Below are 15,693 nucleotides of genomic sequence, written 5' to 3'. Positions count from 1 at the left end.
AAATTTAATCTAGTATAAATATGTCTATACAAGTAAATACATTATGTTATGTTGGGAAGTAAATTCCCTTAATGAAAAGCGATGGAAATGCTTTTCTCTAACATTCTAAAAAGAAAATGCAGGGATTACAGGCAGAAAACAACGTATCAGGATGAAACAATGAACATTCAATTAGGTGACAAAATTGATCTCAACACATTTATTCAAGTTGCTCGTTTTAAGACCCAACTTGAATTCTCAGAAAACTATGTTGCACGTGTAAAAAAATCACGTAGCGTCCTAGATATCATGATGTCAACAGATGAACCTATGTATGGAATTACCACAGGTTTTGGTGCGCTCTGTTCAGAAAAAATATCGCCACAACAAACAGCAGAATTACAAGAAAATTTAATTTTATCACATGCTGTTTCTGTGGGTGACCCCCTAAACCAAGAACAAGTTCGTGCCTGTATGCTGATGATTCTACAAAACTTAGGGCAAGGTTATAGTGGTGTACGTTTTGAAGTATTAGATCAAATTCGTTTATTTTTAAACTTAAATTTAATTCCGTGGATGCCGAGAGAAGGATCCGTTGGCTACTTAGCTCCCGAGGCGCATTTGGCACTTACACTAACAGGACGAGGGAAACTTTATAAAAATGGAGAATTGCGTTCGGCTCAAGAAGTACTCAATGAGGAAAATATACGACCTATTAAATTACAAGCCAAAGAAGGTTTAGCATTAATTTCTGGCACAACCTCAACCACTGCTCTTGCTGCTTTAGCACTGTATGATATGCAAAATGCTGCTAAATCTGCTGATATTATTGCAGCTCTAAGCCTAGAGTCACTTGAAGGAATTCTAATTGCTTTTGATGAACGGGTAATGAATGTACGCCCTCACCCAGAGCAAGCACAAACTGCATCTAATATTCGACGTTTATTGAAAGATTCAGAATTGGCTCAACTCAGACATCCTACAAAATTACAAGATGCACTTTCGCTCAGATGCATACCTCAACTTCATGGTGCTGTAAAAAAAGTTCTGAATGATGCATTAATCACAATCGAAATTGAAATGAATGCTTGTTGCGATAATCCGATCATTTGGCATGATCAAAACCAGCAAGAAGTCATTTCTGCCTGTAATCCTGACTCATCTTATGTTGGCATAGCAATGGATACAGCGGCAATTGCAGCAACAAATTTAGCGAAGATGTCTGAACGTAGGAACAATCGTTTAATTGATGGACACCTATCTGGATTTGCCTATTTCCTCATTCAAAAACCTGGCTTAAATTCAGGATTGATGATCCCACAATACACCCAAGCTGCGCTTTTAAATGATATGCGTATTCTATCTCACCCTTCAACGATTGATAATACTCCCACATGTGGTAACCAAGAAGACTATGTCGCAATGGGTTACAACGCTGCAAAAAAAGCGATATCGATAGTTGATAAGTTGGAATATATTCTAGCCATTGAATTATTATCAGGTTATTACGCTCATCATTTTTTACCAAAAAATAAAAGACGAAGCCCTCCAATGCAGGCAGTTATTCTAGCCTTAGAAAAACGTATCAAAATCTCAGATAAAGATACCTATTTTTACAGCTTTATTAATGAAATCAAAGGAATGATTCACGATGGCGTACTTTTAAAAATGATTGAAGATAAAATTGAAAAATTAGATTAAATAATGAAAGCATTCAAATTTTATATTTAAATGCAATTATTATTCTAGTTTCAATCGTAGAAAAAATATCAAAGCTCAAAAAATATCTAGCCATTTATTCATTTAATTTGGTCACAGCCCCGCTCATTCAAATTATTTTAATTCAATAAAAAACAATGAGTTAAATTTAAAATTTTAGTTGTATATACATGCTAAAGCATGTAATGTTTAATCTGAGTAAAAAACAATCAATACATAGATTAACTGCTGACATGTATTGAATTGATTTCCACCAAATACAAAAGGATGAGTATATGGAAAATGTTTCTCAAGAGATTAAAACTATACGTTAGGGAGTCTTTATTCCCTTATTTTTATTAATTTCTTCTTCAGTGATTATTGGCATCTTACATAGTAATTTTTTGATCAGTTTAACAAAGGATTTTTTTAACTGGTCTCTCCAAAACTTTGGCTGGCTATACCAATGGATTTCAATGATTTCGCTTATCTTGGTTGGAATCTTACTGATATCACGGTATGGACATATCCGTATTGGAGGAAAAGACGCTAAAGCAAGCACTAGTTTTGGAAGATGGTTCGCAATGGCACTAAGTAGTGGTGTTGCAACAGGGCTAATTACCTATGGCGTTAACGAACCCATTATTTATTTTGGGAACGTTTATGGCGAACTGAATCAGGTTGGTGTGGAACCACTCACACATCAAGCTGCTATTTGGAGTCTTGATCGTGTATTTTATAATTGGGGTTTTATTCCTTATTCAATGTACACCCTATCAGGTTTAATCGCTGCTTATATGTACTACAACAAGAAAAGAGGCTTATCCATTGCAGCAACTCTGGAACCATTACTGGGAAAATACGCGCAGAATCGGATTATTGCAGATATTATTGATGTTCTTGCAACGATGGCTATTATTTTAAGCTTAGCATCTGGTCTAGGTACAGGCTTAACTGTTGTTGTAACTGGTTTAAAAGTTGCTTACGGATACCATGCAACCACAATTTTATGGATATTTTTGGGTGCATTGACCACTTTCCTTTTTACCTTTTCCTCTTATTTAGGACTAGATAAAGGTTTTAAAGTTTTAGCAAGTATCAAGTCTAAAGTTTTATATTTCCTACTTATTTTATTATTTATCACTGGTCCAACATTTTATATCCTCAGATCATCCACCGCAGGTATGGCGATTTGGTTAGATAACTTTTTTCTCTGGGGTCTTGATCCAATTGATATTGGCGGTCCAGCCTTAACCCAGTGGTGGACTTTGTTTGATTGGGCGGTATGGGTTGCTTATGCACCATTGATGGGAATGTTCTTAGCACTAATAGCGTATGGACGCACCTTGAAAGAATTCATCATCGTTAACTGGATTCTACCTTCTTGTTTTGCCCTTATTTGGTTTTCAGTTTGGGGAGGCACATCCCTTTATCTACAACAAAGTGGAGCATTAGATTTAGTTCAAATTATTAAGGATAATGGTGCAGTCTCGGGGCTATGGGCTTTCTTACAACACCTCCCATTTAAATTAGGTATTGTCATTGTACCGCTAATCCTTGTTTTAACATTGTTTTCTTCAGCTGTTGCTGCCAACAGTATTACGACGACAATCGCAGGTATGTGTAGCAAAAATGTCCCTATCGGTGAGGAAGCACCATCTTATCAACGTATTATCTGGGGTGTTTTGATTGGCTCGATTGCAATCATCATGAGCGCATTCGGCGGTGGTAGTCAAGGAATTGATGGCATTAAATATTTAGCTGTATGTGGCGGCTTCTGTGTGCTATTTATCTTTATGCTGCAACTGCTTTCAATTATTAAAACTTTTTTCTATGACAAACCTGTTGAGTAGGTAGATATTCCCTCTCCCGACTAAACTGGATTTAGTCGGGAAAAACTGCTCTTAAAATTAAAAAGTATAATTTAAAGAACACTCGATTTACCGAGAAGATAAGTTTTGTCATTCAAAGGCAGATCTAATATATTCAAGGATGAAATATGCAAACTTTATTAAATATATCAGCATTGATGAGCTGTGTTTTATCTACTCAGATACTTCAATTTAAAACTTTTTCAGCCCTTATCTTGTTTTGTACATTCACACTGATGAATGCGCCAAGTTATGCTGACGAAATAGCGGATAAGACACATACCATCCAAAACCGTTTAGAACTTGGTGGAGCTATACGTATGCGCTTTGATTATGATCCAGATCGAGATATTCGAAAGTTAAGTTTTGATACTGCCATAGTGAAACTTGATTTTTATTATGACCAACTCTCTGGTCACATAGAGCATCGATTTTTAGGTGGAGCATATACCTATGACTATACAGAGCATATTGGCGATATTAACTTCACTAAAAAAGCGTATCTTGAATATACGGTAGATTCACAACAATCAGTTCAAGTCGGTTTAAATCAAGTTCCTATTGGTCTTCAACCCTATTACACCAGTACCGTTATTGAGTCGCTGGCTTATATCGCAGGAATTGAAGACTTATATCGTGTAGGCGCTAAATATCATTATAAGCAAGACAATTACGATATTTATGCAGCTTACTATGCAACCAATCCTTGGAAAGGAAAAGGAACAAGTCAAGGTGCTTATTATTCTAATCAAATTATCCCTGCCGATAAAAATCTAGACAATGGTACCTCTTATAAAGAACAAGATGCAGTTGCCTTACATTATAACTATTCTAAGCAGTATGAAAATTGGTCATCCAATTATGGTATATCTGGATATTATGCTCAATTGAAGTCAAAACTGACTGAAGATAAAGATGGGTATAGAAGCATCTATGCTTTGCATTATGGTATAAACAAAGGTCGTTTAGGTCTGAAGTTCGTCGGCTTGTTCAATCATATTGATACTCCTTACGATCAAACTACTTTTGGCGCCTATGATGGAACTTTCAATGTCGCCAATGAAGGGAGACTCTACAGTTTAGATTTAAACTATAAAATCCCCGAATTTAATGTAAAAGATATTAATGATTTCAATGTATATATGCATTACAGCTTATATGACAAGTCAAAAAAAGCATTTTTAGACTCCCATCAATGGGTATTCGGCTCAGCATTTACCTATAAGAAAAACCTATATATTGCTACGGAATGGCTATTTGGAAAAAATAGCCCATATATCGGCGGAAGTAGTTATAGTCAGAGTCTTGCAGCAGGTGGAAGCAATCAATGGGAAAATCAAGTCAATGTTAATATTGGTTATTATTTTTAAGTATAGGTAGCTCTGATGAATATCATTATTTTATCTCTAATATAAATCCACTTAATCATTAGACTCGTCTGACAAGATTTGAAATTTTTAACATCAAAAAAGAGAAAATACGCAATTAGCCTACTTTCTCTTTTACTGACTAAAACTGGTACTTTATATAGATCACAGTGATCGTTCATATTATTACAGAATGCTTGTGAGATAGGCTCCAAACACCTGCCCCTTTTTCTTAAATCAAAATATTCAATGAGTTAATCTATTTGATTTTTGATGTGTTTGTGCCAAATTGATAAATTTTGAATTAAGAACGCCAAATCTCATTTTTTAGTTTAAGAATACTTAGCAACATCATGACGTTAATTTATTTTACAAATTCTATCTTTTGAATATGACTATAGATTTTAAAATAAAGCACGTATAATCCGCACTCTGCTTTTTTCATCTTTTCAGGTTTACTTTATGTCTGAGCTCCAATCTCTAACTCCCCGTATTTCGGTCGCTCCGATGATGGATTGGACAACTCGTGACTATCGTTTTTTTGCACGTTTGTTTAATCCAAACATCATTCTGTATACAGAAATGGTCACCACAGGTGCCATTATCTATGGTGGGGCAAATCGTCATTTGGACTATAACCATGAAGAACATCCAATTGTTCTACAACTCGGTGGCTCAAACCCAAAAGAACTTGCCTCCTGTAGCAAAATGGCGCAAGACTGGGGCTATGATGAAATCAATTTAAATGTGGGCTGTCCAAGCGACCGCGTGCAAAATAACAAAATTGGCGCCTGCCTGATGGCTGAACCAGATTTAGTCGCTGAGTGTATCGCTGAAATGCGTAATGCCGTTGATATACCCGTCACGGTAAAACATCGAATCGGGATTGATGACATGCAATCTTATGATGAAATGCTAAATTTTGTCGATACTGTAGCAAAAACTGGATGCAATAACTTTATTGTGCATGCACGTATTGCATTACTTCAAGGCTTGTCACCAAAAGAAAATCGAGACATTCCCCCACTCCGTTATGAAGATGTATATCGCTTAAAACAAGATCGTCCTGAGTTGCTGATCGAAATCAATGGTGGGGTTAAAACCTTTGCTGAAACTCAGGAACATTTAAAACATGTCGATGGGGTCATGATTGGTCGTGAAGCTTATCATAATCCATATCTATTGGCAGAGTTGGGACAGCTTTGGAATTTAGATTTACCTGATCGCTTTGAAATTATGGATCAAATGTTGCCTTACATTGCCAAACGGATGCAAGAAGGCGCACCGTTGTCAATTATTACCCGTCACATTCTCGGGTTATTTCAAAACCTGCCGGGTGCTCGTAAATGGCGTCAAGCTTTAAGTGGTGGCAATGCCAAAACATTTGCTGATGTTGAACATGCTATTGTCAATATTAAAGAAGCAATGAAACGGACTGAAGACTATATTCGAGAGCAATCTGTTTAATTCAACTGATCACAATCATCAAAAATTAAGTTCATATTAAACGATGTGCTGTTCAAGTACATCGTTTATCAATGCTCACTGTTGAAAGCATTTGACTAATTCTTTGGCGCATTTCACCACTGCATCATCAGCATGACTGTTCCATGCCATAAAAACATCAGAGCGAACCTGTTCAATATCCAAAGCAATCAACCTGACTTGCTCAGGCACTATATTTTTGAATTCAGCAGGAACGATACAAATCCCTATATTTGCAGCAACCAATTGCAATTGCGAAACTTTTCGAGATTGAACTCGGGCTTTTTTAGGTGCAAAACCAGCACTTAAACAAATATTAGACACCAAATAGCTCAGCCCACCACGTTCTGCATGAGGTGTTGACACAAAGTCTTCATCTTCTAATTGTTGAATTTTGACCGTAGTTGCTTTTGCTAAATGATGATCTTGATGAACAGCAACATATAGAGGTTCATCATATAATTGAACAGCGCTTAATCCATCCATACTATTTAGAATCGGTGGGCGAAAAAACCCAATATCAATATTGCCTTTCAATAATTCAAGGACCTGATCCTCAGAAGATAAATTATTAATTTCAAAATTAATACTTTGTTGTTTAGCGACTTGATCAAATAACTGAACTTTTTCTAAACTCATGCTGATGGTGCTTGAGTGTGCGACTTTAATTAAACGGTGTAGACCGTTTGAGATTTCTCTTGCATTTTCAATAATATGATTGAGGTTTAACAAATTGTTTTTCACTTGCAAATAGAAAAACTGCCCAGCTTTGGTCAATTTTATTTTTTTGTCACTGCGATCAAAAATTTCAAATCCAATTTCCTCTTCTAATAGTTTGATCTGCCGACTTAATGCTGACTGAGCGATAAATAATTTTTCTGCTGCCGCAATAAACCCGCCTTCTTCAACGATTCTAATCAAATAATTAAATTGCTTGAGTGTTGCCATATTCATCTCAAAATTAGATCAATCATGCTTTTTTCTATATTAGATTAGATTTAAAAACATCACTAGACTGAATTTAAGTAAAGTATCTAGGCAGAAAAACGATGAGTATTTCTAAGCAAATCCTGATTTTTATCAGTATCGTTGGCATTTTTCTTTTATTGAGTTGCTTTGATCGTTTTATCTCTGCACAAACAGGGCAAGCAGTCGAACCATCAGCGTTTATTTATTTACAAGACTAAACTGACCATCGTTATTAAAGTAGCAACTCAAGTGCTTATCGTTTGTGAATACTGATAAATCCTTATTCAAATTCAACCATCGATGAGTAGAGCATCCATCAGAACAGACATGATTTGATTTAGATTTATAAACAACTTTGATATGTATTCATATCAATAGTACTGGGCATGTTATCCTATAAACGTGTACAGGATTTCACTAAAGAATACTTTTCTATATCAGTCAAACATTCTGTTTTGTTATTTTTTAGATCATATTGATAGGCAATATACTTGCCAGCAAGGTGTTCACTCACAAAATGATCATTTTTAAAATAGGCTTTGATCATACATGTGTGTAAATCATTCATTGCATACACTTTTATATGCTCAACATATTGTGTTTGCTGCACAATATTTAGATTCCAATTGAGTAGTTGATTCATTCTCTTCAATTCATCTTGCTTGATCACATGTTGTATATTGTTAAAATTACATGTTTTTACCACAGCATTCGGCTGCTGCTTGACTGACCAAATCAGCACTAGCCTGATATCATCCATTGCTTTACGCGCTTCATTCAACTGGCTGGCTGCTTGAAAGTGGAGAACAGTTGCATAACAACCGTACCCTATACCCATGATCACCAAGATGAACAGTATGATCTGACCAAGATTAAATTGTAAATGATTTACCCATCTAAACATGGTTATTCAACATCCATATTTTATAGATTAAACCTGAAACCGCTGTCATCAGTATTTCAGCGCATAAATATTTAATTTATCGACCAAATTTATTCAGACTACGCCAATACTTATCTTTAAAAATACTTACATTGATGTCGAAGTCTTTGTGATTCTTTTCAATAATTTGATCAATCACTTTGGACGGTTTTCTAAAATCCTTACACGCGAAATACATGGTTCTTAAATGATCGCCTGTTTCACGACCAATATTTAAATAACCGTCGACATCTTTTAGCTCAGCCAATAGTGCTTGTTCTATATTTTCAAGTTGCTCATAGACTTGGGCTGGTGGCATACCACTCGAGTTTTGACCATCGTAGCTAATTTCAATAATCATCATCCATGGATGTGAGGCTTTTTGATCCCAATCCAGCAAAGTACTGTTTAGAACTGCAATGAGTGGCAAACCCTCATTCGTTTCTCCTTGCAGGCTAATATATTCATCTTCATCTGTATTGGAACGTGTGACTTTATCTAAACGCGAGATTTCACTATTTTTTAAAATTAAAATATTTTTTAAATTGCCAATAGGCATCAATTCTTTTTCAGCATCTTGCTTTGACTGAACAGACACCTGATCCAGTTTGGTGATTGCATCGTATTCACCCAAATAATTATCTAAGAAAATATAAACTGCTTGTAAAAATTCACCTTTTTGCTCTTCATTATATTGATCATGCGCAACGACTAAATCAATTTCATCTGGATATTCTGCATGATCTCTTAAATAAAAAGATAAGGTGTCTTGACTAAATTCATGTCCATGCATCGCAATACTGGTTTGATGAATGTCACTTGCGGGTTTCAATGCGGTAAATTTCCAGCCCGCAATTTCTGGTGCAGCAGCCACCAGTTCCTCAACAAATATAATATTAGCAATCACTCCATCTGGCGTCAGTATCAACTCAGCAGTTTCTGGATCAGACATTCCGGTAAGAAAAAAAATCCCAGCATGTACTTTGGCTAATTCAGGCGATAATCGATCAAAAAAATCTTGTTCAATCGTGTCTCGATTCATCTCATCGACAATTCGATGAAAATGCTGTTGATGTTGCTGAAACCATTGCCAAAATTCAGCATAACGGTTTTGATTACTTTGTGTAGCTTGTTGTTTATTGCCAAATAGTTTCTTAAAAAAGTTCATTTTGATTATTCTCTATTATTGCTTATGAATCAGGTTAATTTAACTCAATTCATCTCGTTTTTAAATGTGCTCAAGCAATAATGAAGCAAAATTAACAATTAACCTGAGTTCGATGCAATCAAATCTTCAAACAATTGAAAAATCATAAATATCTGCGGAGTCTTGCTGAGTTTTCATGCAATTTTAGGATGAGGAGCGGAGCTCCGCAAGCGCAACTATCTATAGCATTTCATTTCTCTTGATCAATAAAATGAAAGCAATCAATAGATTGTTTGATGATCTAAAGCTTGCACTGCCACGCTTTACTTCTAAAGTTTAAATTCTTTTGCGAAGGCAATGCCTCACTTTTCAGAGATGAAAAGTGACAAAAATCTTTCGTTGGGTGAGAAGTACGTCCTGAACCTCCACCCAACGGCGACATCCATGTCGCCTCTCGATAGCAAGACCATCTATGATTCAAAAGGGCGAAATAAATGAATCATCGAAATCACTCGTATGAATAATCAGCCAGTTTAACGATATAATCTTTCATCAAGAATTTTTATCAAACTCACGTAATTACTTTATTGGTCGAATACGATCCAATTTTTTTAATACTTCTGCAACAGCAACCATCGCAAAACTAGAAGTTACCACTACAGCCGAGCCATAACCACCACAGCGCAAACCTGCACTTGCACATACATCTGCACTGGAAAATGGATTATCTATCGAATAAACACATGTAATACCGAACTTTTCTTTTGGCTTTTTACAAATACCTTTGGCACGTAACTGACTACGTAATTTTGCAAGCATAGGATCTTGTTCTGTTTTAGATAAGTCAGCAACACGGATTTTTAAAGGGTCTAACTTACCACCTGCCCCACCTGAAACAATCAGGGGAATTTTATTAAAACGACAATGCAACATCAGTGCAAATTTTGCTTTTACATCATCGATGCAGTCTAAAATAATATCAGGAGTCTTTTCTAAAATTTCTTTGACATTTTCAGGGCTGAGATAATCATCTATCAAATTGATCTTGATTCGTGGATTGATCGAACGGCAACGTTCAGCCATGACTTCAATCTTTTCCATCCCTAAAGTTGAACTCATCGCGGGCAATTGGCGGTTGATATTTGAAGCAGCGACTGAATCCATATCGACCAGTGTTAGCTCTCCAACACCCGTTCTGGCTAAGGCTTCCACAGCCCATGAACCAACCCCACCTATGCCAATCACCATCACATGACTTTTTTCATAATGACTAAACGCATCGTCTCCATAAATCTTGGCAACACCAGCAAAACGGCGTTCATATTCATCATCAGTAGAATGGTCAGTCATGTTCAGCATCAACTCAAAAATACCGCATTATTTTACTCATTTCTCGACAATGTGTCTTGCCTAGATGCAATAAAAAAAGCCCTGTACCGTATACAGGGCTTGGAGAACTGAAAAATTATGTGGAAGCGTTCAACTAGGAAGCAATTAAGTTTCGTAATACATAATGCAAGATACCACCTGCTTTAAAGTATTCCACTTCATTCAAGGTATCAATACGGCATAACACTTTGAAACGATCTTGTGAACCATCTGCACGTTTAACTTCCACATCTAAGCTTTGATGCGGTTGTATATCATCCGATAAGCCATAAATCGACAGTTGCTCATGACCTGTTAAATTTAACGACTGACGGGTTTGCCCATCCACAAACTGTAAAGGAAGTACCCCCATACCGACTAAATTTGAACGATGAATCCGTTCAAAACTCTCGGTAATTACCGCTTTCACCCCCAAAAGATTGGTTCCTTTGGCTGCCCAGTCTCGTGAAGAACCTGTACCATATTCCTTACCTGCAATGATCACCAAAGGTGTCGAATCCTGTTGGTATTTCATTGCAGCATCATAGATCGCCAATTTTTCGCCTGTTGGGATATACAGTGTGTTGCCGCCTTCCTCACCATTCAACATTTCATTTTTAATACGAATATTGGCAAATGTTCCCCGCATCATAACTTCATGATTACCACGACGTGAGCCATATGAATTGAAGTCTTTTTGATCCACACCTTGCGCTTCTAGGTAACGCCCCGCTGGGCTTTCTTTCTTGATATTCCCCGCAGGAGAAATATGGTCTGTAGTGACTGAGTCACCAAGAACGGCCAAGATATTGGCATTGAGAATATCTTGAATTGGTTTCGCGGGTTGATCAATGCCTTCAAAGAATGGAGGATGACGGATATAGGTCGATTGTTCATCCCATTCATAGGTTTCAGAATCAGGAATCTGAATTGCTTGCCATTTTTCATCACCATCAAAAACTGCCGCATATTCTTTATGGAACATCTGCGTATTCACTTTTTCCAGCACCTCATCAATCTCGATTTGACTCGGCCAAATATCTTTGAGATATACTGGTTGACCTTGTTGATCGTGCCCTAATGCTGTGCTGGTAATATCACTGCGTATCGTGCCTAATAACCCAAACGCTACAACCAATGGTGGAGAAGCCAACCAGTTGGTTTTCACCAATGGATGCACACGTCCTTCAAAGTTTCGGTTGCCTGAAAGTACGGATGCCACATTGAGGTCATAGCACTGAATTGCATCTTCGATCGGCTGAGGCAATGGTCCTGAGTTACCAATACAGGTAGTACAACCATAACCCACAAGGTTATAGCCCAACTGGTCTAAATATGACAGCAATCCTGCCGCCTCTAAATAATCCGTTACGACTTTAGAGCCTGGTGCTAAAGAACTTTTAACCCACGGCTTACGTTGCAAGCCTTTCTCTATAGCCTTTTGGGCTAATAAGCCTGCTGCTAACATTACACTTGGGTTAGATGTATTGGTACATGACGTAATTGCAGAAATCACCACATCACCATCGGTCAATGGATAACGTTTACCATCAATGACACAATGCGGCTCTTCATTTTGTAATGCAGATTGTTTTGAATCAATGGCTGTGCCAGCACCACCCTCATTCACCAAGCGTTCTTTCTCAATTTTGGCAGGTTTAAGGTCTAATTCCATCAATGCACTAAAGGTTTTTGGAATATCAGGTAATACGACACGATCCTGCGGACGTTTTGGTCCTGCAACACTGGCTTCAACTGTATTCATGTCCAATGCCAAAGTATCGGTAAATACAGGTTCATCTCCAGTATTACGCCACAATCCTTGTTCTTTACAGTAAGCTTCTACCAGTGCAATCCGATCATCTTGTCGGCCTGTTAATCTTAAATAGCCAAGTGTGATTTCATCAATGGGGAAAAAGCCACAAGTTGCTCCATATTCAGGTGCCATATTGGCAATGGTTGCTCGATCAGCAAGCGGTAGATCTGCAAGACCGTCACCGTAAAATTCGACAAATTTACCAACCACGCCTTTTTTGCGTAGCATTTGAGTAATGGTTAATACCAAATCGGTTGCTGTGATTCCCTCTCTTAACTTGCCTGTTAATTTAAAACCAATCACTTCAGGAATCAGCATCGAAATCGGTTGCCCCAACATTGCTGCTTCAGCTTCGATGCCTCCAACACCCCAGCCCAATACACCTAAACCATTGATCATGGTGGTATGTGAGTCAGTCCCGACCAAAGTGTCTGGAAAAGCATAGCTTTCACCATCACTGTCACCTAACCAAACAGCCTGCGCCAAATACTCTAGATTAACTTGATGGCAGATCCCAGTGCCCGGTGGAACAACACTAAAATTATCAAAGGATGACTGCCCCCAACGTAAAAATTGATAACGCTCACCATTACGTTGCATTTCAATTTCAACATTCTCATCAAAGGCTTGGTCTGTTCCAAAATGATCCACCATTACCGAATGGTCAATCACCAAATCTACAGGAGATAAAGGATTAATTATATTTGGATCTTTATGCGCCGCCTGAACAGCAGCACGCATTGCAGCTAAATCGACAACAGCAGGAACACCAGTGAAATCCTGCATTAATACCCGTGCTGGTCGATACTGAATTTCTTGATCTGATGTTTTCGCTTTCTGCCAATCTACAATTGCCTGAATATCACTTCGCTTTACGGTGAGATCATCTTCAAATCTCAGTAAATTTTCCAACAGTACTTTGAGTGATTTCGGTAGTTTTGAAAGATCACCTAATTCAGATTGGGCTTGTTTCAAACTAAAAATTTTATATGTTGAATTCCCGACATTTAAGTTCTGTAGCGAATTCAAACTATTTATACGACCATACTTTGCCATTGAGTGAACCTCCAGCTTGGCGTTAATTTCTTATTGAGCTACTTGGAGTACTTCTTTCAATCTAAGACAAATATTTATTTTAGGTGTTGTGAATTGGTTATTTTTATTCAATTTATGCGATCAAATGCAACAACGATTGACCAGTGATCTCTCCCCATCTACTCAAGATATTTTGAGTGGATATAGACCGAGCCTTGGCAAATTTAACATATGATCAAACCTTTTCCATCCTCAAGCATGTCAAAGTGTTGTTCCACAAAATATCTGCCAATGGTCCAGGCTCTATCGCTAAAGACTCAGCTAAGCCTGCCAAAACATAGGGTAAATTGACGGGTGTATTGCGGGTTCGATGCTCTGTAGATGTCTGACAACACAAAGGCGTCATATCTGGACAGTCTGTTTCTAAAACAAGGTGCTCAGCTCCTACTGCCTGTACCACAGCATGGAGCTTTTTGGCATTTGGCTGAGTAATTTGCCCTGTAACCCCAATTTTAAATCCTAATTTGATCAATGCCTTGGCCTCTTCTACGCCGCCACTGAAAGCATGAGCAATTCCGCCATTTTGAAACTGGTGTTGCTTCAACATCGTAAGTACATCCGCATGTGATTTACGAATATGTAAAAGAATCGGCAAATCAAATTGTTGGGCCAGTTCAATCTGTGCTGAAAAGAATGCTTTTTGCTTGTCCAAAATTTCAGACTGTTTATGTTGTTTGAGAAAGGTATCTAAACCAATCTCTCCAACAGCAATACACTGTTCTGTTTGAAGAATCTGTTCGAGTGCATTGAGATGAGTTAAATCATGTTGCTCAATATTAAAAGGATGCAACCCGGGCGCTAGATGGCTACGGGGTGCATTCTTTAACTGGTTTAGCGCATGTTGAGTTTGGATCAAATCTTGAAAACGAGACTGTAAAAAACCAATTAAAACCAGATGTTCAACCCCAGCCAGTTTTGCTTGGTACGCCAACGCCTCTCGATCCTGATCAAAATCAGGAACATCGAAATGGGTATGGGTATCAAACAGTCTCAAAGACATTATGATTTCGTTTTGTTGTCTGCCACTGGCGCAGAACTATTCGGTTGATCGACTTGCATTTCTGCAGGAAAATATTGCGGTTTTAATATACCTTTTAATTGATCATAAGGAATGGTTAAGCGTGGCAAGCCCACCACATATGGTCCAATATCATATTCACCATATTGCAAAATTAGACCTTGTTTACCTAAATAGAAATTATCAGATAATTGAAATTTCCACGCTTGTTCATACTCATTCACATTATCAGCAAGTTTTGAATCGATAACCCAAACTTTAAAAGCATCATGAGCGAGTTTTTCAAATTTTGCTTTTTGATTTGCTTCTATGATTTGATTCAAGTTGACTTGCTTTTTACTGACCAAATCAAAATTAAAATAAGTTTGTGCAGATGATCCATGCGCACCACCTAAGTAGCTACTGCTATTTAATACAACAGTGGCTAAAGGCTTGTCAGAATTTAATATTTTAGGGCTTAAACTAATTGTGATCTGACCACTTGCACCCAATGTCTTAAGTTCTTTATCCAATGCCAAGAATGAGTTTGTATAAGGTTGAACACGATCCTGTAATTGTTGCGTTGGAGTCTTGTCTGTGTTGACTTCACTGGCTGAAGCTTGTGAACTGGCTTGCTGTTGATCCGCAACTTTTTTACTCAACTGTGCAATATCCAACATTTTATCCAGATTATCCAAAATCGCTTGATCAATCACTTTATCTACAAAGGGCTGGTTACTTTGCAATCGTTCAATTGAAAATTCAGGGCATGTATTTCCATCACACTCAGGTAAGTTTAATTTTAATTTGGCTCGATCGCCTTGCAATAACAGTGACGTGTCTGGAACTTGAGACGCAGCAGTTTGATCGACAGCTGACTCTACTTTTTTAGAGTCTGGTTTTTGACACGCTGTTAATCCCAAGGTGATTAACACAATTGAAAGTGCTAAGGTATTTTTTTGATTCAACATTTCACAAA

General features: G+C 37.5%; 12 protein-coding genes. 5 read left to right on the top strand and 7 right to left on the bottom strand.

Annotation, left to right across the window (positions count from 1 at the left end; translation table 11 throughout):
* Positions 1–159 precede the first annotated feature (159 nt).
* From AC1Z3T_RS13310 to dusA, 4 genes are all read left to right on the top strand, one after another.
* The gene (locus AC1Z3T_RS13310) at positions 160–1,680 is read left to right on the top strand and encodes an HAL/PAL/TAL family ammonia-lyase (protein WP_100884520.1); all 1,521 of its coding nucleotides are present in this window, start codon (positions 160–162) and stop codon (positions 1,678–1,680) included.
* 341 nt (positions 1,681–2,021) lie between these two features.
* Entirely contained in the window at positions 2,022–3,530 is a 1,509-nt protein-coding gene (locus AC1Z3T_RS13305) for a BCCT family transporter (protein WP_483396696.1), read from the top strand.
* Between the two features lie 146 nt (positions 3,531–3,676).
* The gene (locus AC1Z3T_RS13300; RefSeq protein WP_483396685.1) at positions 3,677–4,918 is read left to right on the top strand and encodes a hypothetical protein; all 1,242 of its coding nucleotides are present in this window, start codon (positions 3,677–3,679) and stop codon (positions 4,916–4,918) included.
* 459 nt (positions 4,919–5,377) lie between these two features.
* Positions 5,378–6,382, top strand: coding sequence for a tRNA dihydrouridine(20/20a) synthase DusA (gene dusA / locus AC1Z3T_RS13295; RefSeq protein WP_100884517.1), 1,005 nt, complete (start codon positions 5,378–5,380; stop codon positions 6,380–6,382).
* A gap of 75 nt (positions 6,383–6,457) precedes the next feature.
* On the opposite strand, the gene AC1Z3T_RS13290 is transcribed toward dusA, so the two are convergent.
* Positions 6,458–7,348, bottom strand: a complete 891-nt coding sequence (locus AC1Z3T_RS13290) for a LysR family transcriptional regulator (protein ID WP_100884516.1) — start codon at positions 7,346–7,348, stop codon at positions 6,458–6,460.
* 101 nt (positions 7,349–7,449) lie between these two features.
* Between AC1Z3T_RS13290 and AC1Z3T_RS13285 the strand changes: the two genes are divergently transcribed.
* Complete coding sequence (locus AC1Z3T_RS13285) at positions 7,450–7,587, top strand: hypothetical protein (protein ID WP_004827656.1); 138 nt, start codon at positions 7,450–7,452, stop codon at positions 7,585–7,587.
* A 176-nt stretch (positions 7,588–7,763) separates the two neighbouring features.
* Here AC1Z3T_RS13285 and AC1Z3T_RS13280 read toward each other — a convergent pair whose 3' ends face one another.
* The 6 genes from AC1Z3T_RS13280 to AC1Z3T_RS13255 form a co-directional block, all read right to left on the bottom strand.
* The gene (locus tag AC1Z3T_RS13280; RefSeq protein ID WP_100884515.1) at positions 7,764–8,273 is read right to left on the bottom strand and encodes a hypothetical protein; all 510 of its coding nucleotides are present in this window, start codon (positions 8,271–8,273) and stop codon (positions 7,764–7,766) included.
* Positions 8,274–8,349: 76 nt separating this feature from the next.
* Entirely contained in the window at positions 8,350–9,459 is a 1,110-nt protein-coding gene (locus AC1Z3T_RS13275; RefSeq protein WP_100884514.1) for a DUF695 domain-containing protein, read from the bottom strand.
* Positions 9,460–10,017: 558 nt separating this feature from the next.
* The gene (locus tag AC1Z3T_RS13270; protein WP_046761446.1) at positions 10,018–10,788 is read right to left on the bottom strand and encodes a tRNA threonylcarbamoyladenosine dehydratase; all 771 of its coding nucleotides are present in this window, start codon (positions 10,786–10,788) and stop codon (positions 10,018–10,020) included.
* 133 nt (positions 10,789–10,921) lie between these two features.
* Complete coding sequence (gene acnA / locus AC1Z3T_RS13265; protein ID WP_100884513.1) at positions 10,922–13,678, bottom strand: aconitate hydratase AcnA; 2,757 nt, start codon at positions 13,676–13,678, stop codon at positions 10,922–10,924.
* A gap of 214 nt (positions 13,679–13,892) precedes the next feature.
* Positions 13,893–14,717, bottom strand: a complete 825-nt coding sequence (locus AC1Z3T_RS13260; protein ID WP_100884512.1) for a TatD family hydrolase — start codon at positions 14,715–14,717, stop codon at positions 13,893–13,895.
* Positions 14,717–15,685 carry an RsiV family protein gene (locus tag AC1Z3T_RS13255; protein WP_100884511.1) on the bottom strand — a complete coding sequence of 323 codons (969 nt, stop codon included), beginning with the start codon at positions 15,683–15,685 and terminating at the stop codon, positions 14,717–14,719. Before AC1Z3T_RS13255 ends, AC1Z3T_RS13260 begins: the two co-directional genes overlap by 1 nt.
* Positions 15,686–15,693 lie beyond the last annotated feature (8 nt).

This window comes from Acinetobacter sp. B-6, from assembly GCF_056930735.1.
The sequence above is the reverse complement of the archived record's forward strand: the minus strand, read 5'-3'. Positions and strand labels throughout refer to the sequence as shown.